Genomic DNA, 14,926 nt, shown 5'->3' on the forward strand with positions numbered 1-14,926 from the left:
GATGGCTGCCGTGCGCACCTCTTCCGAGATCGGCTTCAACCGCGTCGCCATCGTCGCCGTGCTGGTGGTGACGATCATCTTCCTCGCTCCAATCTACTGGATCGCCTCGACGGCATTCAAGCCGCGCAACCTGGCCACGACCATCCCGCCGACGGTCGTCTTCCAGCCGGAAATCTCGCCTTTCGTGAAGCTGTTCACCAAGCGCTCGCAATTGCGCAGTCCGCCGACGCCCGAAGAGTATGCGGCGGCGCCATGGTGGGAGCGGGTTGTTTTCGATGGCGGCGAGAAGATCGTGCGCGACGGCAAGGGCCAGGTGCAGTGGTCGGGCTATCCGAGCCGTTTCCTGAATTCGCTGATCATCGCCATCACCTCGACGGTGCTGGCGGTCGGCATGGGAACGTTCACCGCCTACGGCTTCTCGCGCTTCAAGGTGAAGGGGGAGGCGGATCTGCTCTTCTTCATCCTGTCGACACGCATGCTGCCGCCGGTGGTGGTGGCGATCCCGATGTTCCTTATGTACCGAGCGGTCGGCCTCAACGATACCCATGTCGGCCTGATCATCCTCTACACCGCCTTCAACCTGTCCTTCTCGGTGTGGCTGATGAAGGGGTTCATGGACGAGATCCCGAAAGAATATGAGGAAGCGGCCCTCGTCGACGGCTATACGCGCATGGAAGCCTTCTTCAAGATCGTGCTGCCGGAGGCCGCCACCGGCATCGCCGCCACCGCGGTGTTCTGCTTCATCACGGCATGGAACGAATACGCCTTCGCGCTGATCATGACCAATCGCCGTGCGCAGACAGCGCCGCCCTTCATCCCCAGCCAGGTCGGCTCCGGCCTGCCCGACTGGACGGTGATCGCCGCCGGGACGTTCCTGTTCCTGCTGCCGGTCGCGATCTTCACCTTCCTGCTCCGCAATCATCTGTTGCGCGGCATGTCCTTCGGAGCGATCCGCAAATGAGCTTTCGCGCCATCAATCAGAAATATCTGGAGCCTGGTTCGCAGGTGCTCATGGTGCTTGGCATCGTGGCACTGTGCCAGCCCTGGAACATGCTGCTGCACACATACGGCCTGACCATCATCCTGATCGGGCTGATCGGCTTCAACATCACCTCGAAGATCGCGCCTGAGGAGGAGGCCGGCACCGGCCATGCAGTGCGAAATCCGGGAGCAGAGCATTGACCCAGATCGAGCTTCGCGGCGTCCAGAAATTCTTCGGCGCCGTCCAGGTCATCAAGGACCTCAACCTCAAGATTGCCGACAATGAGTTCATCGTGCTGCTCGGCCAATCGGGCTGCGGCAAGACGACGACGCTGCGCGCGATCGCCGGGCTGGAGACGATCGACGAGGGCGACATCCTCATCGACGGCAAGCCGGTCCAGCATCTGAAGGCCGCCGACCGTGACATCGCCATGGTGTTCCAGTCGTTCTCGCTCTATCCGCATATGAGCGTCTACGAGAACATCGCCTTTCCCTTGCGCGCCACGCGCAAGAGCAAGGCCGAGATCGACAGCGAGGTGCGCTCGGTCGCCAAGACGCTGCAGATATCGGATTTGCTTGGCAAGAAGCCATCGGCGCTGTCGGGCGGCGACATGCAGCGCGTCGCCATCGGCCGGGCGCTGGTGCGGCGGCCCAAGGCGATGCTGATGGATGAGCCGATCGGCGCGCTCGATGCCAAGCTGCGCGAGGAGATGCGGGCCGAGATCAAGCGGCTGCACATCAAGCAGGGCTCAACCACGATCTATGTCACGCACGACCAGATCGAGGCGATGAGCCTCGCCGACCGCATCGTCATCATGCATGAAGGCGTGCTGCAGCAGGTGGGCACGCCCGACGAGGTCTATTCGCGCCCGGCCAATCTGTTCGTGGCGCAATTCGTCGGCAGCCCGGTGATGAATGTCGCCGACGCGGCGGTGGCTGAAAAAGCCGCGTCCGCATCGGTGACGGTCGGCGACGCGGCCACCGGCTTCGAGTTTCCGCGCGCGCTGCTGTCGAAGCTCAACGGCCATGCTGGCGGCCAGCTGGCGCTCGGCATCCGTCCGGAAGGCGTGCTCATTCGCCGTGACGCGGCCGACGGCTTCATGCCCGTCGAGACGCAGATCGTCGAACCGCTCGGGTCCTTCGATATCGTCGACCTGAAGGTCGGCTCCAAGATGCTGCGCGCGCGTACCAAGAGCGGCTTCATCTCGGGGCCCGGCGAGAAGGTCTTTGCGCGCATCGATCCGACGCAGGCGCATTTCTTCGACAAGGCAAGCGGCAAGTCGCTGGAAGTGAGATTGTGATGGCCCATATCCAGCTCAAGAATATCTCCAAGAGTTTCGGTAATCACACGGCCCTGACCGGGCTCGATCTCGACATCGCCGATGGCGAGTTCTTCGTGCTGCTCGGCGAGACGGGCGCCGGCAAGACGACGACGCTGCGGCTGATCGCGGGCCTCGAGAAACCGAGCGAGGGGCAGGTCCTGATCGACGGCGTCGACGTTGCCGACTGGGGCGCGGCCGAACGCGACGTGGCGCTGGTGCTGCAACAATATTCGCTCTATCCACGCTACACGGTGCGGGAAAACCTCGAATTCCCGCTGAAGCCGAAGATCCGCCGGCTGCCCGATGCCGAGATCAAGGATCGCGTCGACCGCGCTGCCCGCACACTGCGCATCGAGCACCTGCTCGACCGCAAGACCGACCGCCTGTCCGGCGGCGAGATGCAGCGTGTCTCGATCGGCCGCGCCATTGTGCGCAAGCCGCGCGTGTTCCTGATGGACGAGCCGCTGTCGGCGCTCGATGCCAAATTGCGCGAGGCGCTGCGCACGGAACTGAAGAACCTGCAGATACAGCTGGGCGCCACATTCCTGTTCGTCACCCACGACCAGATCGAGGCGATGTCGATGGGTGACAAGGTTGGCGTGCTCAACCATGGCCGCATCGTCCAGACCGGCACGCCGCACGAGATCTACAACAATCCCCGCGATACCTATGTGGCGAGCTTCGTCGGCTCGCCGCCGATGAACCTCATCGATGGCAGGCTGGTCAACAACCGCGCGGTGATGGCGCCGATGAATTTCGAGCTGCCGCTTTCTGGGGGAGCCAAGACGAGTGCGGCGACCGACGGTCGCCCGCTCGTCTTCGGCATCCGTCCCGAAGATGTCTATCTGGAAAGCGGCGCTCCGGTCGAGGCGCGTGTCCATGACGTGGAAAATCATGGCGTCGAGAAGATCCTGACGCTGCGCGTCGGCGAGACAACACTGCGCGCCACGGTGCCGGCCAGGACCGATGTCGCGATCGAACAGCCGGTGCGTTTTGCCTGGAACCCGGACAAGGTGGTGCTGTTCGACAAGGGCAGCGGTGTCAGCTTGCGCCACGCCGGGTGAAGCGCTGTTTCTGATCAGCCGGGTAGCCTTGCAACGAAGGACATCGGCTCAACTGGCCTGGCGGATTTCGGCCTGTTCCTCGGCGCGCAGATGGCTGGGCGCCGCGCCGATGACGCGCTTGAAGGCACGGCTGAAGGCGGCGTCCGATTCATAGCCAAGGCGGGCCGCAACGACTGATATTTTCATCCGGTCGCGGACCAGCCACTGACGCGCCTGATGCATCTTGACCTGGGTGACATATCTTGCCGGCGTTTCGCCGACGATGGTGGCGAAGCGTTCGGCAAAGCCCGAGCGCGAGGCGCCCATCATCCGGGCAAGCGACTCGACCGTCCAGTCATGGTCAGGTTCGAGATGGATGGCGGCCAGCACGCGACCAATGTCGCGGTCCTTGACCGCGGCGATCCAGCCGGAGGAATCGCCGCAACCACGTTCGACCCAGGAGCGGATGACGGTGGCGGCAAGCACATCGGCCAGCCGTGCCAGGATGCCGCCGGAGCCGACACGCTCCATCGTCACTTCGCGCGCCATGGACTCCAGCAAATGTGGAATGCCGGGCTCGTAGGCTTCCAGCTCGTGCGTGCGCATCACGTCCGGCATCATGCCGAGCAGGGGGTGCAGGCCGTCGATGTTGAAATACATCGCGGCGCAGAACAGCAGCGTTCCGGGCTGGCAATTCTTGTCGCACATCTCCGCGTTTGACGTGCAATAGACGTCCTTGCAGACCTCCTCGAGCTCGTAGCCATGGATCGGCCAGGCCCGCGCTCCGGGTTCGCTGGCCAGCACATGCGCCTCGCCTCGTGGAAGCAGCACAGCGTCGCCAGCATTGAGCTGCACCCATTCGCCGGATGGCTGCTTGAGCCAGCAGCCCTTGCGGCCGATGAAATGAAACCGGGCTCCGGGCTGAGCCGGGAACTGGATACCCCAAGGCTCCTTCATTTCGCAGCGGCCATACTCGACACCGTCGAGACGCAGGCCCCGCAATATGTCTGTCAGTGGGTCGCCGGTAATCGGGATTTTGGACGAATGGTCATGCATGATGGGGTTTCTAGCATGGAAACTCCAACCCGTCACTCCCTATGTTGCATCGCAGCCAAATGTTGCGCTGCAAACAAATCGGAGACTGACCATGGCCGAACCCGCGACAGGCGTCATCGACGCCGCACTTCTGAACTCCACAGAATCCGATGAACGAGCCGAGCCGGCATGGGGTGCCGTGGTTTCGTTGGCGCTTGGCGTTTTCGGTCTCGTCACCGCCGAATTCCTGCCCGCCAGCCTGCTGACGCCGATGGCGCGCGATCTCGGTGTCAGCGAAGGCGTGGCCGGTCAAGCGGTGACGGCAACAGCCATAGTCGGCGCCATCGCAGCGCCCACCATGGCCATCATCACAAGGCGCATGGACCGCAGGCTTGTCATGTGGATGCTGACGGCATTCCTCATCCTGTCCAACCTCCTGGCAACCTTTGCCTCATCGCTGTCCATGCTTCTGCTTGCCCGCGTCGTGCTCGGCGTTGCGCTAGGCGGTTTCTGGGCGATGTCGGCGGCAATGGCCTTGCGGCTGGTGCCGATGCGGCTGATGCCGCGCGCCATGTCGATCATCCTCACCGGCGTCTCGCTGGCCACCGTCACCGCCGCTCCGGTCGGCGCCTATGTTGGCGACATCTGGGGATGGCGCACGGCGTTCATGATTGCGACCATCGTCGGCGCCTTGGCGCTGCTGGTGCAATTGGCCACCATTCCAAAGCTGCCACCGGTGGGCGTCGCAAGCTTCCGCACCTTGCTCGATGTGCTGGAGCGGCCGTCGATCCGGGTGGCCCTGCTGGTCGTGCTGCTGGTCGCGTCCGGGCATTTTGCCGGCTTCACCTATGTGCGCCCGTTCCTCGAAAAGGTGCCGGTGCTCGACATCGAGACGATCTCGCTGGTGCTGCTGGCCTATGGCGTCGGCGGTTTCTTCGGCAATATCGCCGGCGGCATCCTGGCGGAGCGTAATCTCAAGGCGGCCGTTGCCCTGGCGCCCTTGCTGATTGCGCTGGCCGCCGCCTCGATGCTGATCTTTGGCGCCTCGCCGACGATTGCCGCCACCGCCGTCGCCGCCTGGGGTTTTGCCTTCGGCGCGGTGCCGGTCGGGCTGCAGAGCTGGCTGGTGCGGGCAGCACCGGACCAGGCCGAAAGTGCCGGCGGCTTGATGGTGGCAACCTTCCAGGTGGCGATCGCGCTGGGCGCCGTCTTCGGCGGCTTGCTGGTCGACCATACCGGCGTGGCCAGCGCCTTCGCTTATTGCGGCATTGCAACGCTGCTGGCGGCGATCGTCGTGTTCCTGCGCGGCCCGAAGCGGGCCGAATGATCTCCCATCCCTGACCTGCCCAGCGGCCCGAGAGCCATTATGGTTCTCGGGCCGCTGCCGTTGTGATGGCGGCAACGAAGCGGTTGAGACTGTCCTCGATATAGGTGGCGACTTCAGTCGTCGGGTCGAAGCTCCACCACAGGAGGGCGCCTTGCCAGTGCGACGCCATCAGCAGGCCGATGTCCGGGGGCGGTGTGGGCGTTGCCGCGAAACAAGCCGCCAGTGCCTTGCAAAGGGCTGTCTTCCAGGCCGCGCCGCGCGTCCTGAGCACGGGGTCACGCAGATCCTCGCGCAAGACGAGCAGGCCTTCGGCATAGGCTTCGATGCCGCCATAACCTTGCGACAGAGCCACCAGCAATTCAATGGCGCCGGCCGGGGTCTTGGGCACGCTGGCGGCCAGCGTCCTGGTCCTGTCGTCGAGACCGTCCCAGGCATGCAGCAAAGTGCGCTGATTCAACCGCGCCTTGTTTCCAAAGCGCTGCACCAATGTTGCACCGGAGAGGCCACAGGCCTTTGCCAGACGCTCGAAGGTAAGCGCCTCCGGGCCATGCTCGTGGATCAGCCGCAATGCGCTCTCCAGCACCTGCTCGTCGGATTGGGTCTTGGGGCGGGTCATCTTGACATTCCAATATAACCGAATGATCATTTATATATGATGGACGTGGCGCAAGCCATCCCCATTTGATCGATGGTGCTGTTTTTGGGAGCGTTCAATGACGTTGCAAGGAAAAGTTGCCCTGGTTGCCGGTGGCACACGAGGTGCCGGGCGCGGCATAGCGGTCGAGCTCGGCGCTGCCGGCGCCACTGTCTATGTCACTGGGCGAAGCACGCGCGCGCGGCAATCCGAGTATGCCCGGCCCGAAACAATCGAGGAGACGGCGGAAATGGTTACGGCGAGCGGCGGCAGGGGCATCGCCGTGCAGGTGGATCATCTCGTGGCCGACGATGTGCGCAGTCTGGTCGAGCGCATCCGCACCGAACAGGGCCGTCTCGATATCCTAGTCAACGACATCTGGGGCGGTGAAAAGCTGTTCGAATGGGACAAGCCAGTCTGGGACCACAATCTGGAGAACGGTTTGCGCATGCTGCGTCTGGCCATAGACACGCATCTGATCACCGCCCACCATGCGCTGCCTCTCATGATCGAGCAGCCAGGCGGGCTGCTGGTCGAAGTCACGGACGGCACCGCCGAATACAATGCCGATCACTACCGCCTGTCGCCTTTCTACGATCTCGCCAAGGTCGCCGTGAACCGCATGGCTTGGGCCCATGCCAAGGACCTTGCGAAACACGGAGCCACCTCAGTCTCGCTGACGCCCGGCTGGTTACGGTCGGAGATGATGCTGGAAGCCTTCGGGGTGCGCGAGGAGAACTGGCGTGATGCGACCGCCACGGTGCCGCATTTCGTCATTTCGGAGACGCCGCGCTTCGTTGGGCGCGCCGTTGCCGCGTTGGCTGCGGATCCCAATCGCTCACGCTGGAACGGGCAGTCGCTGTCCAGCGGCGGGCTGGCGCAGGTCTACGGCTTTACCGATCTCGACGGTTCGCGGCCCGACGCCTGGCGCTACGTGCCGGAGGTCCAGGACGCCGGCAAGCCAGCCGACGCAACGGGCTACCGGTGATGCGGCATGGGAGCGCTCAGGCCGAACGCCCGTCGAAATCGAAGACCGGCAAGGTGGACGGGTCGATATCGGCGACGCAGTTGAGGTTGATGTAGGCGGTGCGTTCACCGCTTTCGCGGATATCCTCGGCGAAAGGGTGGATGCCGCAGGTGCGGCAGAAGCGGTGCGCCATGGTGTGGTTGCCGAATGTGTAAGTGCCCAGATCATCGCCCCAGGCCAGGACGGTCAGGCTCTCATGCGGGATGGCGCACAGCAAGGCGCCCTTGCGTGAGCAGATCGAACAATTGCACCTGATGGCACCGGTCAGTTCCGCCTTGAATTCGAGGCCGACCTTGCCGCAGTGACAGCTGCCTTTGTACAGCATCAGTATCTTCCTATCGCTGGCAGGTGCAAAGGCACGCTAGCCGGGCTATGCCTTTCGCAGGCCCAACCGGCTGCGTTAAGTCCTTGTTTTTTCGCAATTCCGAAGGGCAAAAGCGCCATGCGCTTTGCCCGGGGAAAACCGCACGCACTTTTCCTGAAATTGCTTTAAAGACGTTGCATTCTGACGGAGTCCGACATCGACATGCAATCCATCCGCGACCGTCTCGAAATCATCCTGTCACGTCTTGCCAATCGTGCTGCCGACGAGATGGTTTTCACCAGGCTCTATGTCGAACCCGCGCGGGCCGCGGCGGACGCCAGCGACGCCCGTAAGCGCGCCGGTGTGACGCTCGGACCGCTCGACGGCACCGTCGTCTCGATCAAGGATCTGTTCGATGTCGCCGGCGAGCCAACCAGGGCCGGCTCGCTGATGCTCGGAACCGGCGCGCCCGCTTCGGGTGACGCCGCCATTGTCCTTCGTCTGCGGCAGGCCGGTGCGGTCATCATCGGCAAGACCAACATGACCGAATTCGCCTTCACCGCGATCGGCGACAACATGCACTACGGCACGCCAGGCAATGCCGTTGACGCCACACGCATCCCCGGCGGCTCGTCGTCCGGTGCCGGCGTTTCCGTCGGCGAGGGAACGAGCGACATCTCGATCGGATCCGACACCGGCGGGTCGATCCGCATTCCCGCCGCGCTCAATGGCGTCGTCGGCTTCAAGCCGACGGCGCGGCGCGTGCCGCTGGCCGGCGCCTTTCCGCTGTCTGGCACCTTGGATTCGATCGGGCCGCTTGCCCGAACCGTCGTGCAATGCGCCGCCGCCGACGCCGTGATGGCCGGCGAGGCGCCGACCGAGCTGGTGGCCATGTCGCTCGCGGGACTTCGCGTTGGTGTGCCGCGGGGCGTTCTTTTCGGCGACACGGACGGTGAGGTCATGACGTCGTTCGAGCGTTGTCTCGGCAAGATCGAGCAGGCTGGCGCGCGCATTGCGGATCTGTCGATCGACGACATGATCGCCGATCTGCGCGCGGCGACCAAACGTGGCTCGATCGCTGCCATGGAGGGGGCCGAGGTGCATGCCGACTGGCTGGCGACAGGCGCATCGGTGCCGGTCGACCCGCACGTCAGCGGGCCTTTGTCGCGAGCGGCAATGCTGCCGGTGCCGGTCTACATCAGGGCCTTGCGCCGCCGCCGCGCGCTTGTCGCCGCCATGGATGAGCGGCTGGCGTCGGTCGATGTGCTGGTGCTGCCGACCACGCCGGTGACGGCGCCGACCATCGTCTCCATGGCTGAGAATGCCGAGTTGCGCGACCACGTCGAAGGCCTGCTGTTGCGCAACACACAGGTCGCCAACCAGTTCGACCTCTGCGCGATCTCGCTGCCGATGCCTGATATGGCGCTGCCGGCCGGACTGATGCTGGTCGCGCGCAATGGCCACGACCGGCATCTGCTGCGGATTGCCGCCGAAGTGGAGCGCCTGTTCTGACGGGGCGGTGTGCCTCAGATAGGCAATCAGTGCGCCGCGCAGCGCTTGCGTTCGCCTGTCTTGGAAGCGCGTTCGACATTGGTAACGACCAGCATCGGCGGGTCGTTTGGCTCACCGCGATGCTGGATGGATCCTCGGATGACGAGCTTTCCCGCATGGAGCTTGTCGGAGAAGCCAGGTTCGGATCTGTTCAGCGGCGACAATTCGGTGGTGTTCAGCGCCACGCCCTTGATGATCTTGCCAGTGACCAAGTCGAGTGCATTGCCCGACGGGCAGGGGTCCCTGATGCAGACGATCCCATTGCTGCAGTAGACATAATCGCTGCTTTGTGCCGCAGCGAGCACGGGCAAGCCCGCAGTCAAACATGCGGCAAGACCAAGAAATGCAAGGCGAAGACCGGACATGGCCGCACCGTCGCGAAGAATTGGGGCGAAACCGCGATGCTCTAGATGTCGACCGGAAACCGTCTCCGGTAATGATCGACAACTTCGGGATTGCGCAGATTGACCGGCAGCTTGCCGGCCAGCACGAGCAAGGCTTCGCTCGCCGCGCCGACGCCCATGCGCATCATCGATTCCTCGGTAATCCCTGCCATATGCGGGGTGATGATGACGTTGTCGAAGCCGAAATAGGGATGATTGGACGGCAGCGGCTGCGTCGAGAACACGTCGAGCGCGGCGCCGCCGATGCGGCGCTCCCGCAAGGCCTCGATCAGGGCGTCGTCATCGACGACCGGCCCACGCGAAACGTTGATGAGCAGCGCGTTGGGTTTCATGCGCGCGATACGCTCGCGGCTGATCAGGCCACGCGTCTCCGGCGTCAGCGGACAGCAGAGCACGATGATGTCGCTCTGCTCGACCAGCGCGTCGATCGACAGGAAGCCGACCTTGTCCGGCGCCGGCTGCATGCTGCGCGTCGTTGCCACCACTTTCAGGTCGAAACCATGCGCCGCGATATGACCGACGGCCTGGCCGACGGCGCCGAGGCCGACGATCCCGATGGTCTTGCCGGCAAGCTCGACATTGGTGTTGGCATGCTCGCGTCCGGCGAGCCAGCCTTTTGCGCGCAGGTCGCGGTCGACCCTGCGGAATTGCCGCAGCAGCGCCAGCGCGGTGAACATGACGTGCTCCGCGACCGAGCGCGCGTTGACCGCCGGCACGTTGGCCACCAGCACGCCGGCGGCGGCCGCCGCTTCCATTGGTATCATGTCGAGCCCGGCGCCATGGCGGATCGCCGCCCGCAGCTTCCAGGCACCCTCGAACAGGGCTGGTGGCAGCGGCGCGCGCACGATGACGATGTCGGAATCCTTCGCCTCCCGGGTCAAGGTGGCGGCATCGAGGGCCGAAGCGATGACGAGTTGACCGGCGCCGGCGAGCTTGGCCGAGGCGCGCGGGTGCAGCGGATGGGTCGACAGGATCTTTGGCACGGACTGGACCACGGTCAGGCCTTTTCGAGCGCCGGGCTCGCGGCAACCGCGTTGCCGCCCTCGATCAGTCCCTTCCAATAGCTCTCCGCGCCTTGAAGGTGGGCACTCATCAGCGCCTGGGCGAGATTGCCGTCGCGGCGCAGCAAAGCCTCGTAGATCTGCACATGCTCGGCATGCGAGCGCACGCTGCGTTCGGGATCGTTGAAGTAGATCGGCAGGCGCTGTTCGCCCATCAGATAGTAGACGCTGCAGATGTTGTGGAAGACGCTGTTCTTGGTGGCGCGAACGATCTCGAGGTGGAACTCGCGGTCTTCCTTGGCGAGGCCTTCGCCGGCGGCGATGCGCTCCTCGGAAGCCTTGAGGATCTCGCGCAGCCGTTCGAAATTCTCCTCGGTGGCGCGCGAACAGGAAAGCTCGGCGGCCTTGATCTCATGGATCTTGCGCAACTCGACCGTCTCGTAGATCTGCAACGGATCGAGCGGCAGCCCGGCGCGCGCGAACAGGGCCAACGCCTCGACGCTCGCCTGCTTGGTGTCGATGTAGATGCCGGACTTCGCCCGACGCTCGACGATGCGCATGGCTTCCAGAATGGCCAGCGCCTCGCGGATCTGGCCGCGGCTGACGCCGAAATGCTCGGCCAGTTCACGCTCCGACGGCGTGCGGCCGGTCTCGCTGTCCGAGTGGGAGAACAGATAGGCGGCGAGTTCCGCGAGGAGGTTCTTTTCTTTCATCGTCAACTGCGTTGCGCGTGCGCCTCCAGGAATCGCTCCGAAATGGTGAACCCCAATCCGGGCTTTTCCGGGATCGCTATCATACCGTCCGTTGCTTCGACAGTCTCTTCGATCAGATCATGGATCATCGGGTTGGCGCCTAGCGAATATTCGACGATGAAACTCGACGGCGAGGCGGCGCAGACATGCAAGCCGGCGAAGAAGCACGGCGCGCCGGCCCACAGATGTGGCGCAAAGCGCAGGTTGAAGGCGCTGGCGATGGTGCCGATCTTCATCGCCTCGCTGATGCCGCCGCAGAAGGCGGGATCGGGCTGGAAGATATCGGCTGATTTGAGCACGGCAAGATCGCGGAAGGCATAACGCGTCGCCTCGCTCTCGCCGGTGGCGATCGGAACAGCGCCGGAGGCCCGCACTTCCGCCATGCCCGGTTTGTCGTCGGCAATGATCGGCTCCTCGAACCAGGCGAGATCGAGGTCGTTGACAAGGTGAATGAAGCGCTTGGCTTCCGCCACCGTATAGGTGCCGTGGGCGTCGACCATCAGTTCGACATCGGGGCCGAGCGCCTGGCGTGCGGCGCGCACACGCGCGGCGGAGACGTGTGCTGCCCCATCCATGGCGCCGACCCGCATCTTCAGCGCCTTGAAGCCGCCCCGGGCGATGTAGGATTTCAATTGCTCGCCGATGGCATCCGCGGACGCCCAGCCGCCCGAGGCATAGGCCTGCATGCGGTCGACCTTGCGGCCGCCGAGCAGCCGCCAGACCGGCACGCCGAGCGACTTGCCCAGGATGTCCCAGAGCGCGATGTCAATCGCGCTGATGGCGGCGATGCTCATGCCGCGCCGGGCCAGCTGCGGCATGGCGTGGCCGGTGCGCGCGGCACTGTCGTGGCGCACGCCATTGTAGAGCATCTCCCAGATGATTCCGATATCGGCCGGATCGCGGCCGATCAGCTGCGGACCGACCTCATGGTTCAGCATGTGGACGAGGGCGCCGTAGCTGCCGGCGCTGCCGGCGGCGTTCTTGCCTTCGCCCCAGCCGACCAGCCCGTCATCGGTTTCGATGCGCAGGATGGCGGCGTCGAAGGTCGTCACCTGGCCGAAATCGCTGCGGTGCTGCCGAGCGGCTTCGATCGGGATGCGGACCCACCAGGCTTGGACGGTCTTGATGCGCATGTCTTTCCCCAGCCCTGCCGCCGGTCAGGGCGGGAGGGCAAATTTCCCAAAAGCTATCGACTACTTGATCAGCGGCAGCAGCGTTTCGGCGGTGATGCGCATCTGGTCGGTGTAGAATTTCTCGGTGAGCACGCTGGAGCCGTGATCCTGGATGAACTTCAGCTGCTCCGGCGAGATATCGACCGGGTGGCGCTCGACCATTTCGGGATAGGGCGCCGCCGGCGTGCGGTCGACCGGGGCGACGAACTCGTTGGTCAGCGCGCCGTCGTAGCCCACTTCCTTCAAGGTGGCGACGATCTTCGGCCAGTCGATTTGGCCAAGGCCGGCGGCGAAGCGGTTGTTGTCGGCGACATGGAAGTCGAACAGGCGCTTTCCGACCTTACGGATGGCGTCGTAGACGTTAAATTCCTCCATGTGGATGTGGTAGGCGTCGAGGCAGACGCCGCATTCGGGGCTCACGGCATCGGCCAGCGCCAGCGCCTGGGCGCCACGATTGAACAGGTAGGTCTCGAAGCGGTTGAGCGGCTCGACCGCGATCTTGACGCCGACCTTCTTGGCATGGGTGAAGCACTCGCGGGTCGCGTCGACCACCCACTTCCATTCCTCTTCCTCGGTGCCGTCCGGCACTACCTTGCCGACCGTTGCCGGAACCAGCGTGATGATCTCGCCGTCGAGTTCGCTGACCATGGTCAGGACGTCCTTGACGTACTGCACCGAGCGCTCGCGCTGGCCCTGGTTCTTGGCGGCAAGGTTGCGTTCGCCCAGCATCAAGGTCACCGCGCCCCAGCAGCGGATGCCATGCTCCTTCAGCAGCGCCCGCGTCTCCTTGGTCTTGTACTGTTCGGGCTCACCGGAAATCTCGATCGACTCATAGCCGAACTTCTTGATGCGCTTTAGGGTCGTCTCCAAGGGTTCCGCGCGCATCCAGTTGTGCGTCGAAAGATGCATGGTCTGTCCTTCCCAATTCGTCCGTATGGTTTGCCTGCGACATGCATCGCCGAAAGGCGACGCAAGGGTTCCTCCCCAAGGCACCCCCAGCCTTTTCCTGCAAACTGGTTCGACCAATTGGGCCTGAAGTGAGGTCTACAGCAAATTTCCTGGAACGGCAAGAAGCGCGGAAGCGCAACTTCGTGTGCGAATTATTCCATTGATTGTATTGTGATATATGGCGATATTTCGAGCTTGCCGACGGCTTTGATGATACGTTGCGAGGCTTGACCAAATTCCGCTATTTGGTAATACCAGAATGGCAGTGCCTGCAAAGCGCCTGGTGCGAAAGACCAAAATGGCTGGCCCTGCTTCCAATCGGCGCTATGCTTGGTCGCGACAAAATGAGGGAGGATGCCGATGCCAACGACAATGAAGGGCCCTGGGCTGTTTCTGGCGCAGTTCGCGGGTGATGCGGCGCCATTCAATTCGCTGGCCTCGATCACCAAATGGGCCGCCGGTCTCGGCTATAAGGGCGTGCAGATCCCGACCTGGGACGGGCGCCTGTTCGACCTCAAGAAGGCAGCTTCTTCCAAGACCTATTGCGACGAGGTCAAGGGCATCTGTGCCGATGCCGGCGTCGAGATCACCGAACTGTCGACGCATCTGCAGGGGCAGTTGGTGGCGGTCCATCCGGCCTATGATACGCAGTTCGACGGCTTCGCGCCGGCCTCGGTCCACAACAATCCCAAGGCGCGGCAGAAATGGGCGGTCGAGCAGATGAAGTTCGGCGCCAAGGCATCGCGCAATCTCGGGCTGAATGCCTCGGTGTCGTTCACCGGCTCGCTGGCTTTCCCTTACCTCTATCCCTTCCCGCAGCGGCCGGCCGGACTGATCGAGGAGGCCTTTGGCGAACTCGGCAAACGCTGGAAGCCGATCCTCGATGTGTATGAGGACAATGGCGTCGATGTCGGCTACGAAATTCATCCTTCCGAGGACGTGTTCGACGGCGCCACCTTCGAGATGTTCCTCGATGCGGTCGGCGGCCACAAGCGCTGCAACATCAACTACGACCCGTCGCACTTCCTCTTGCAGCAGCTCGACTATCTCGAATTCATCGACATCTACCACGAGCGCATCAAGGCGTTCCACGTAAAGGATGCCGAGTTCAACCCGACCGGCCGGCAAGGCGTCTATTCCGGCTATCAGAGCTGGACCAACCGCGCCGGCCGCTTCCGCTCGCTTGGTGACGGGCAGGTGGATTTCGGCGGCATCTTCTCCAAGCTGACGCAGTACAATTATGATTCCTGGGCGGTGCTGGAGTGGGAGTGCTGCCTGAAGCATCCGGAAGACGGCGCGGCCGAAGGCGCGCCCTTCATCCAGCACCACATCATCCGCGTGACGGAAAAGGCATTCGACGACTTTGCCGGCGGCACCACCGACAAGAAGCTGCTGCGCTCGATGATGGGCATCTAGCGCGACTTT

Annotated in this window: 16 protein-coding genes; 8 read left to right on the forward strand and 8 right to left on the reverse strand. The window is 63.7% G+C overall.

Annotated elements, in window-relative coordinates:
* Position 1 precedes the first annotated feature (1 nt).
* Genes EB230_RS09075 through EB230_RS09090 form a run of 4 tightly spaced genes read left to right on the forward strand, consistent with a single transcriptional unit; the run spans position 2 to position 3,367 of the window.
* Positions 2-961 (forward strand): carbohydrate ABC transporter permease, encoded by a 960-nt coding sequence (locus EB230_RS09075; protein WP_172372097.1) that lies wholly within the window; start codon positions 2-4, stop codon positions 959-961.
* On the forward strand, positions 958-1,182 hold the full coding sequence (locus tag EB230_RS09080) for a hypothetical protein (protein WP_056568293.1): 225 nt from the start codon (positions 958-960) through the stop codon (positions 1,180-1,182). Before EB230_RS09075 ends, EB230_RS09080 begins: the two co-directional genes overlap by 4 nt.
* Positions 1,179-2,282: an ABC transporter ATP-binding protein gene (locus tag EB230_RS09085; RefSeq protein ID WP_172372099.1), complete on the forward strand. Its 1,104-nt coding sequence runs from the start codon at positions 1,179-1,181 to the stop codon at positions 2,280-2,282. Before EB230_RS09080 ends, EB230_RS09085 begins: the two co-directional genes overlap by 4 nt.
* Entirely contained in the window at positions 2,282-3,367 is a 1,086-nt protein-coding gene (locus EB230_RS09090) for an ABC transporter ATP-binding protein (RefSeq protein ID WP_172372101.1), read from the forward strand. Before EB230_RS09085 ends, EB230_RS09090 begins: the two co-directional genes overlap by 1 nt.
* Before the next feature lie 48 nt (positions 3,368-3,415).
* Here EB230_RS09090 and EB230_RS09095 read toward each other — a convergent pair whose 3' ends face one another.
* Entirely contained in the window at positions 3,416-4,402 is a 987-nt protein-coding gene (locus tag EB230_RS09095) for an AraC family transcriptional regulator (RefSeq protein WP_172372104.1), read from the reverse strand.
* A 91-nt stretch (positions 4,403-4,493) separates the two neighbouring features.
* Here EB230_RS09095 and EB230_RS09100 point away from each other — a divergent pair, with 91 nt between their 5' ends.
* Entirely contained in the window at positions 4,494-5,708 is a 1,215-nt protein-coding gene (locus tag EB230_RS09100) for an MFS transporter (protein WP_056568305.1), read from the forward strand.
* Positions 5,709-5,745: 37 nt separating this feature from the next.
* On the opposite strand, the gene EB230_RS09105 is transcribed toward EB230_RS09100, so the two are convergent.
* Positions 5,746-6,324 (reverse strand): TetR/AcrR family transcriptional regulator, encoded by a 579-nt coding sequence (locus tag EB230_RS09105; RefSeq protein ID WP_210261340.1) that lies wholly within the window; start codon positions 6,322-6,324, stop codon positions 5,746-5,748.
* A gap of 97 nt (positions 6,325-6,421) precedes the next feature.
* Here EB230_RS09105 and EB230_RS09110 point away from each other — a divergent pair, with 97 nt between their 5' ends.
* Entirely contained in the window at positions 6,422-7,330 is a 909-nt protein-coding gene (locus tag EB230_RS09110; protein WP_056568311.1) for an SDR family oxidoreductase, read from the forward strand.
* Between the two features lie 16 nt (positions 7,331-7,346).
* On the opposite strand, the gene EB230_RS09115 is transcribed toward EB230_RS09110, so the two are convergent.
* Positions 7,347-7,694 carry a GFA family protein gene (locus EB230_RS09115; protein ID WP_056568314.1) on the reverse strand — a complete coding sequence of 116 codons (348 nt, stop codon included), beginning with the start codon at positions 7,692-7,694 and terminating at the stop codon, positions 7,347-7,349.
* A 201-nt stretch (positions 7,695-7,895) separates the two neighbouring features.
* On the opposite strand from EB230_RS09115, the gene EB230_RS09120 reads away from it, so the two are divergent.
* Entirely contained in the window at positions 7,896-9,185 is a 1,290-nt protein-coding gene (locus EB230_RS09120; protein WP_172372108.1) for an amidase, read from the forward strand.
* 26 nt (positions 9,186-9,211) lie between these two features.
* Here the strand turns inward: EB230_RS09120 and EB230_RS09125 are convergent, their stop codons facing one another.
* The 5 genes from EB230_RS09125 to EB230_RS09145 form a co-directional block, all read right to left on the reverse strand.
* Positions 9,212-9,529 carry a hypothetical protein gene (locus tag EB230_RS09125; protein WP_244494007.1) on the reverse strand — a complete coding sequence of 106 codons (318 nt, stop codon included), beginning with the start codon at positions 9,527-9,529 and terminating at the stop codon, positions 9,212-9,214.
* 101 nt (positions 9,530-9,630) lie between these two features.
* Positions 9,631-10,623 carry a hydroxyacid dehydrogenase gene (locus tag EB230_RS09130; RefSeq protein WP_246738927.1) on the reverse strand — a complete coding sequence of 331 codons (993 nt, stop codon included), beginning with the start codon at positions 10,621-10,623 and terminating at the stop codon, positions 9,631-9,633.
* Positions 10,624-10,625: 2 nt separating this feature from the next.
* Positions 10,626-11,342, reverse strand: a complete 717-nt coding sequence (locus EB230_RS09135) for a FadR/GntR family transcriptional regulator (RefSeq protein ID WP_172372112.1) — start codon at positions 11,340-11,342, stop codon at positions 10,626-10,628.
* A gap of 2 nt (positions 11,343-11,344) precedes the next feature.
* Positions 11,345-12,514 carry a mandelate racemase/muconate lactonizing enzyme family protein gene (locus EB230_RS09140; RefSeq protein WP_056568326.1) on the reverse strand — a complete coding sequence of 390 codons (1,170 nt, stop codon included), beginning with the start codon at positions 12,512-12,514 and terminating at the stop codon, positions 11,345-11,347.
* Positions 12,515-12,574: 60 nt separating this feature from the next.
* Positions 12,575-13,462 carry a sugar phosphate isomerase/epimerase gene (locus EB230_RS09145; RefSeq protein WP_010911615.1) on the reverse strand — a complete coding sequence of 296 codons (888 nt, stop codon included), beginning with the start codon at positions 13,460-13,462 and terminating at the stop codon, positions 12,575-12,577.
* A 399-nt stretch (positions 13,463-13,861) separates the two neighbouring features.
* Between EB230_RS09145 and EB230_RS09150 the strand changes: the two genes are divergently transcribed.
* Positions 13,862-14,917: a sugar phosphate isomerase/epimerase gene (locus tag EB230_RS09150; RefSeq protein WP_056568335.1), complete on the forward strand. Its 1,056-nt coding sequence runs from the start codon at positions 13,862-13,864 to the stop codon at positions 14,915-14,917.
* Positions 14,918-14,926: the final 9 nt, after the last annotated feature.

Source organism: Mesorhizobium sp. NZP2234 (assembly GCF_013170765.1).
Taxonomy (GTDB): Bacteria; Pseudomonadota; Alphaproteobacteria; order Rhizobiales; family Rhizobiaceae; genus Mesorhizobium; species Mesorhizobium loti_D.

Excerpts from the sequence above, each read along its gene's own strand:
- EB230_RS09110 (WP_056568311.1), top strand. The coding sequence starts at position 6,422 with ATGACGTTGCAAGGAAAAGTTGCCCTGGTTGCCGGTGGCACACGAGGT.
- EB230_RS09145 (WP_010911615.1), bottom strand. The coding sequence starts at position 13,462 with ATGCATCTTTCGACGCACAACTGGATGCGCGCGGAACCCTTGGAGACG.
- EB230_RS09135 (WP_172372112.1), bottom strand. The coding sequence starts at position 11,342 with ATGAAAGAAAAGAACCTCCTCGCGGAACTCGCCGCCTATCTGTTCTCC.
- EB230_RS09115 (WP_056568314.1), bottom strand. The coding sequence starts at position 7,694 with ATGCTGTACAAAGGCAGCTGTCACTGCGGCAAGGTCGGCCTCGAATTC.
- EB230_RS09080 (WP_056568293.1), top strand. The coding sequence starts at position 958 with ATGAGCTTTCGCGCCATCAATCAGAAATATCTGGAGCCTGGTTCGCAG.
- EB230_RS09095 (WP_172372104.1), bottom strand. The coding sequence starts at position 4,402 with ATGCATGACCATTCGTCCAAAATCCCGATTACCGGCGACCCACTGACA.
- EB230_RS09120 (WP_172372108.1), top strand. The coding sequence starts at position 7,896 with ATGCAATCCATCCGCGACCGTCTCGAAATCATCCTGTCACGTCTTGCC.
- EB230_RS09140 (WP_056568326.1), bottom strand. The coding sequence starts at position 12,514 with ATGCGCATCAAGACCGTCCAAGCCTGGTGGGTCCGCATCCCGATCGAA.
- EB230_RS09100 (WP_056568305.1), top strand. The coding sequence starts at position 4,494 with ATGGCCGAACCCGCGACAGGCGTCATCGACGCCGCACTTCTGAACTCC.
- EB230_RS09105 (WP_210261340.1), bottom strand. The coding sequence starts at position 6,324 with ATGACCCGCCCCAAGACCCAATCCGACGAGCAGGTGCTGGAGAGCGCA.
- EB230_RS09150 (WP_056568335.1), top strand. The coding sequence starts at position 13,862 with ATGCCAACGACAATGAAGGGCCCTGGGCTGTTTCTGGCGCAGTTCGCG.
- EB230_RS09090 (WP_172372101.1), top strand. The coding sequence starts at position 2,282 with ATGGCCCATATCCAGCTCAAGAATATCTCCAAGAGTTTCGGTAATCAC.
- EB230_RS09075 (WP_172372097.1), top strand. The coding sequence starts at position 2 with ATGGCTGCCGTGCGCACCTCTTCCGAGATCGGCTTCAACCGCGTCGCC.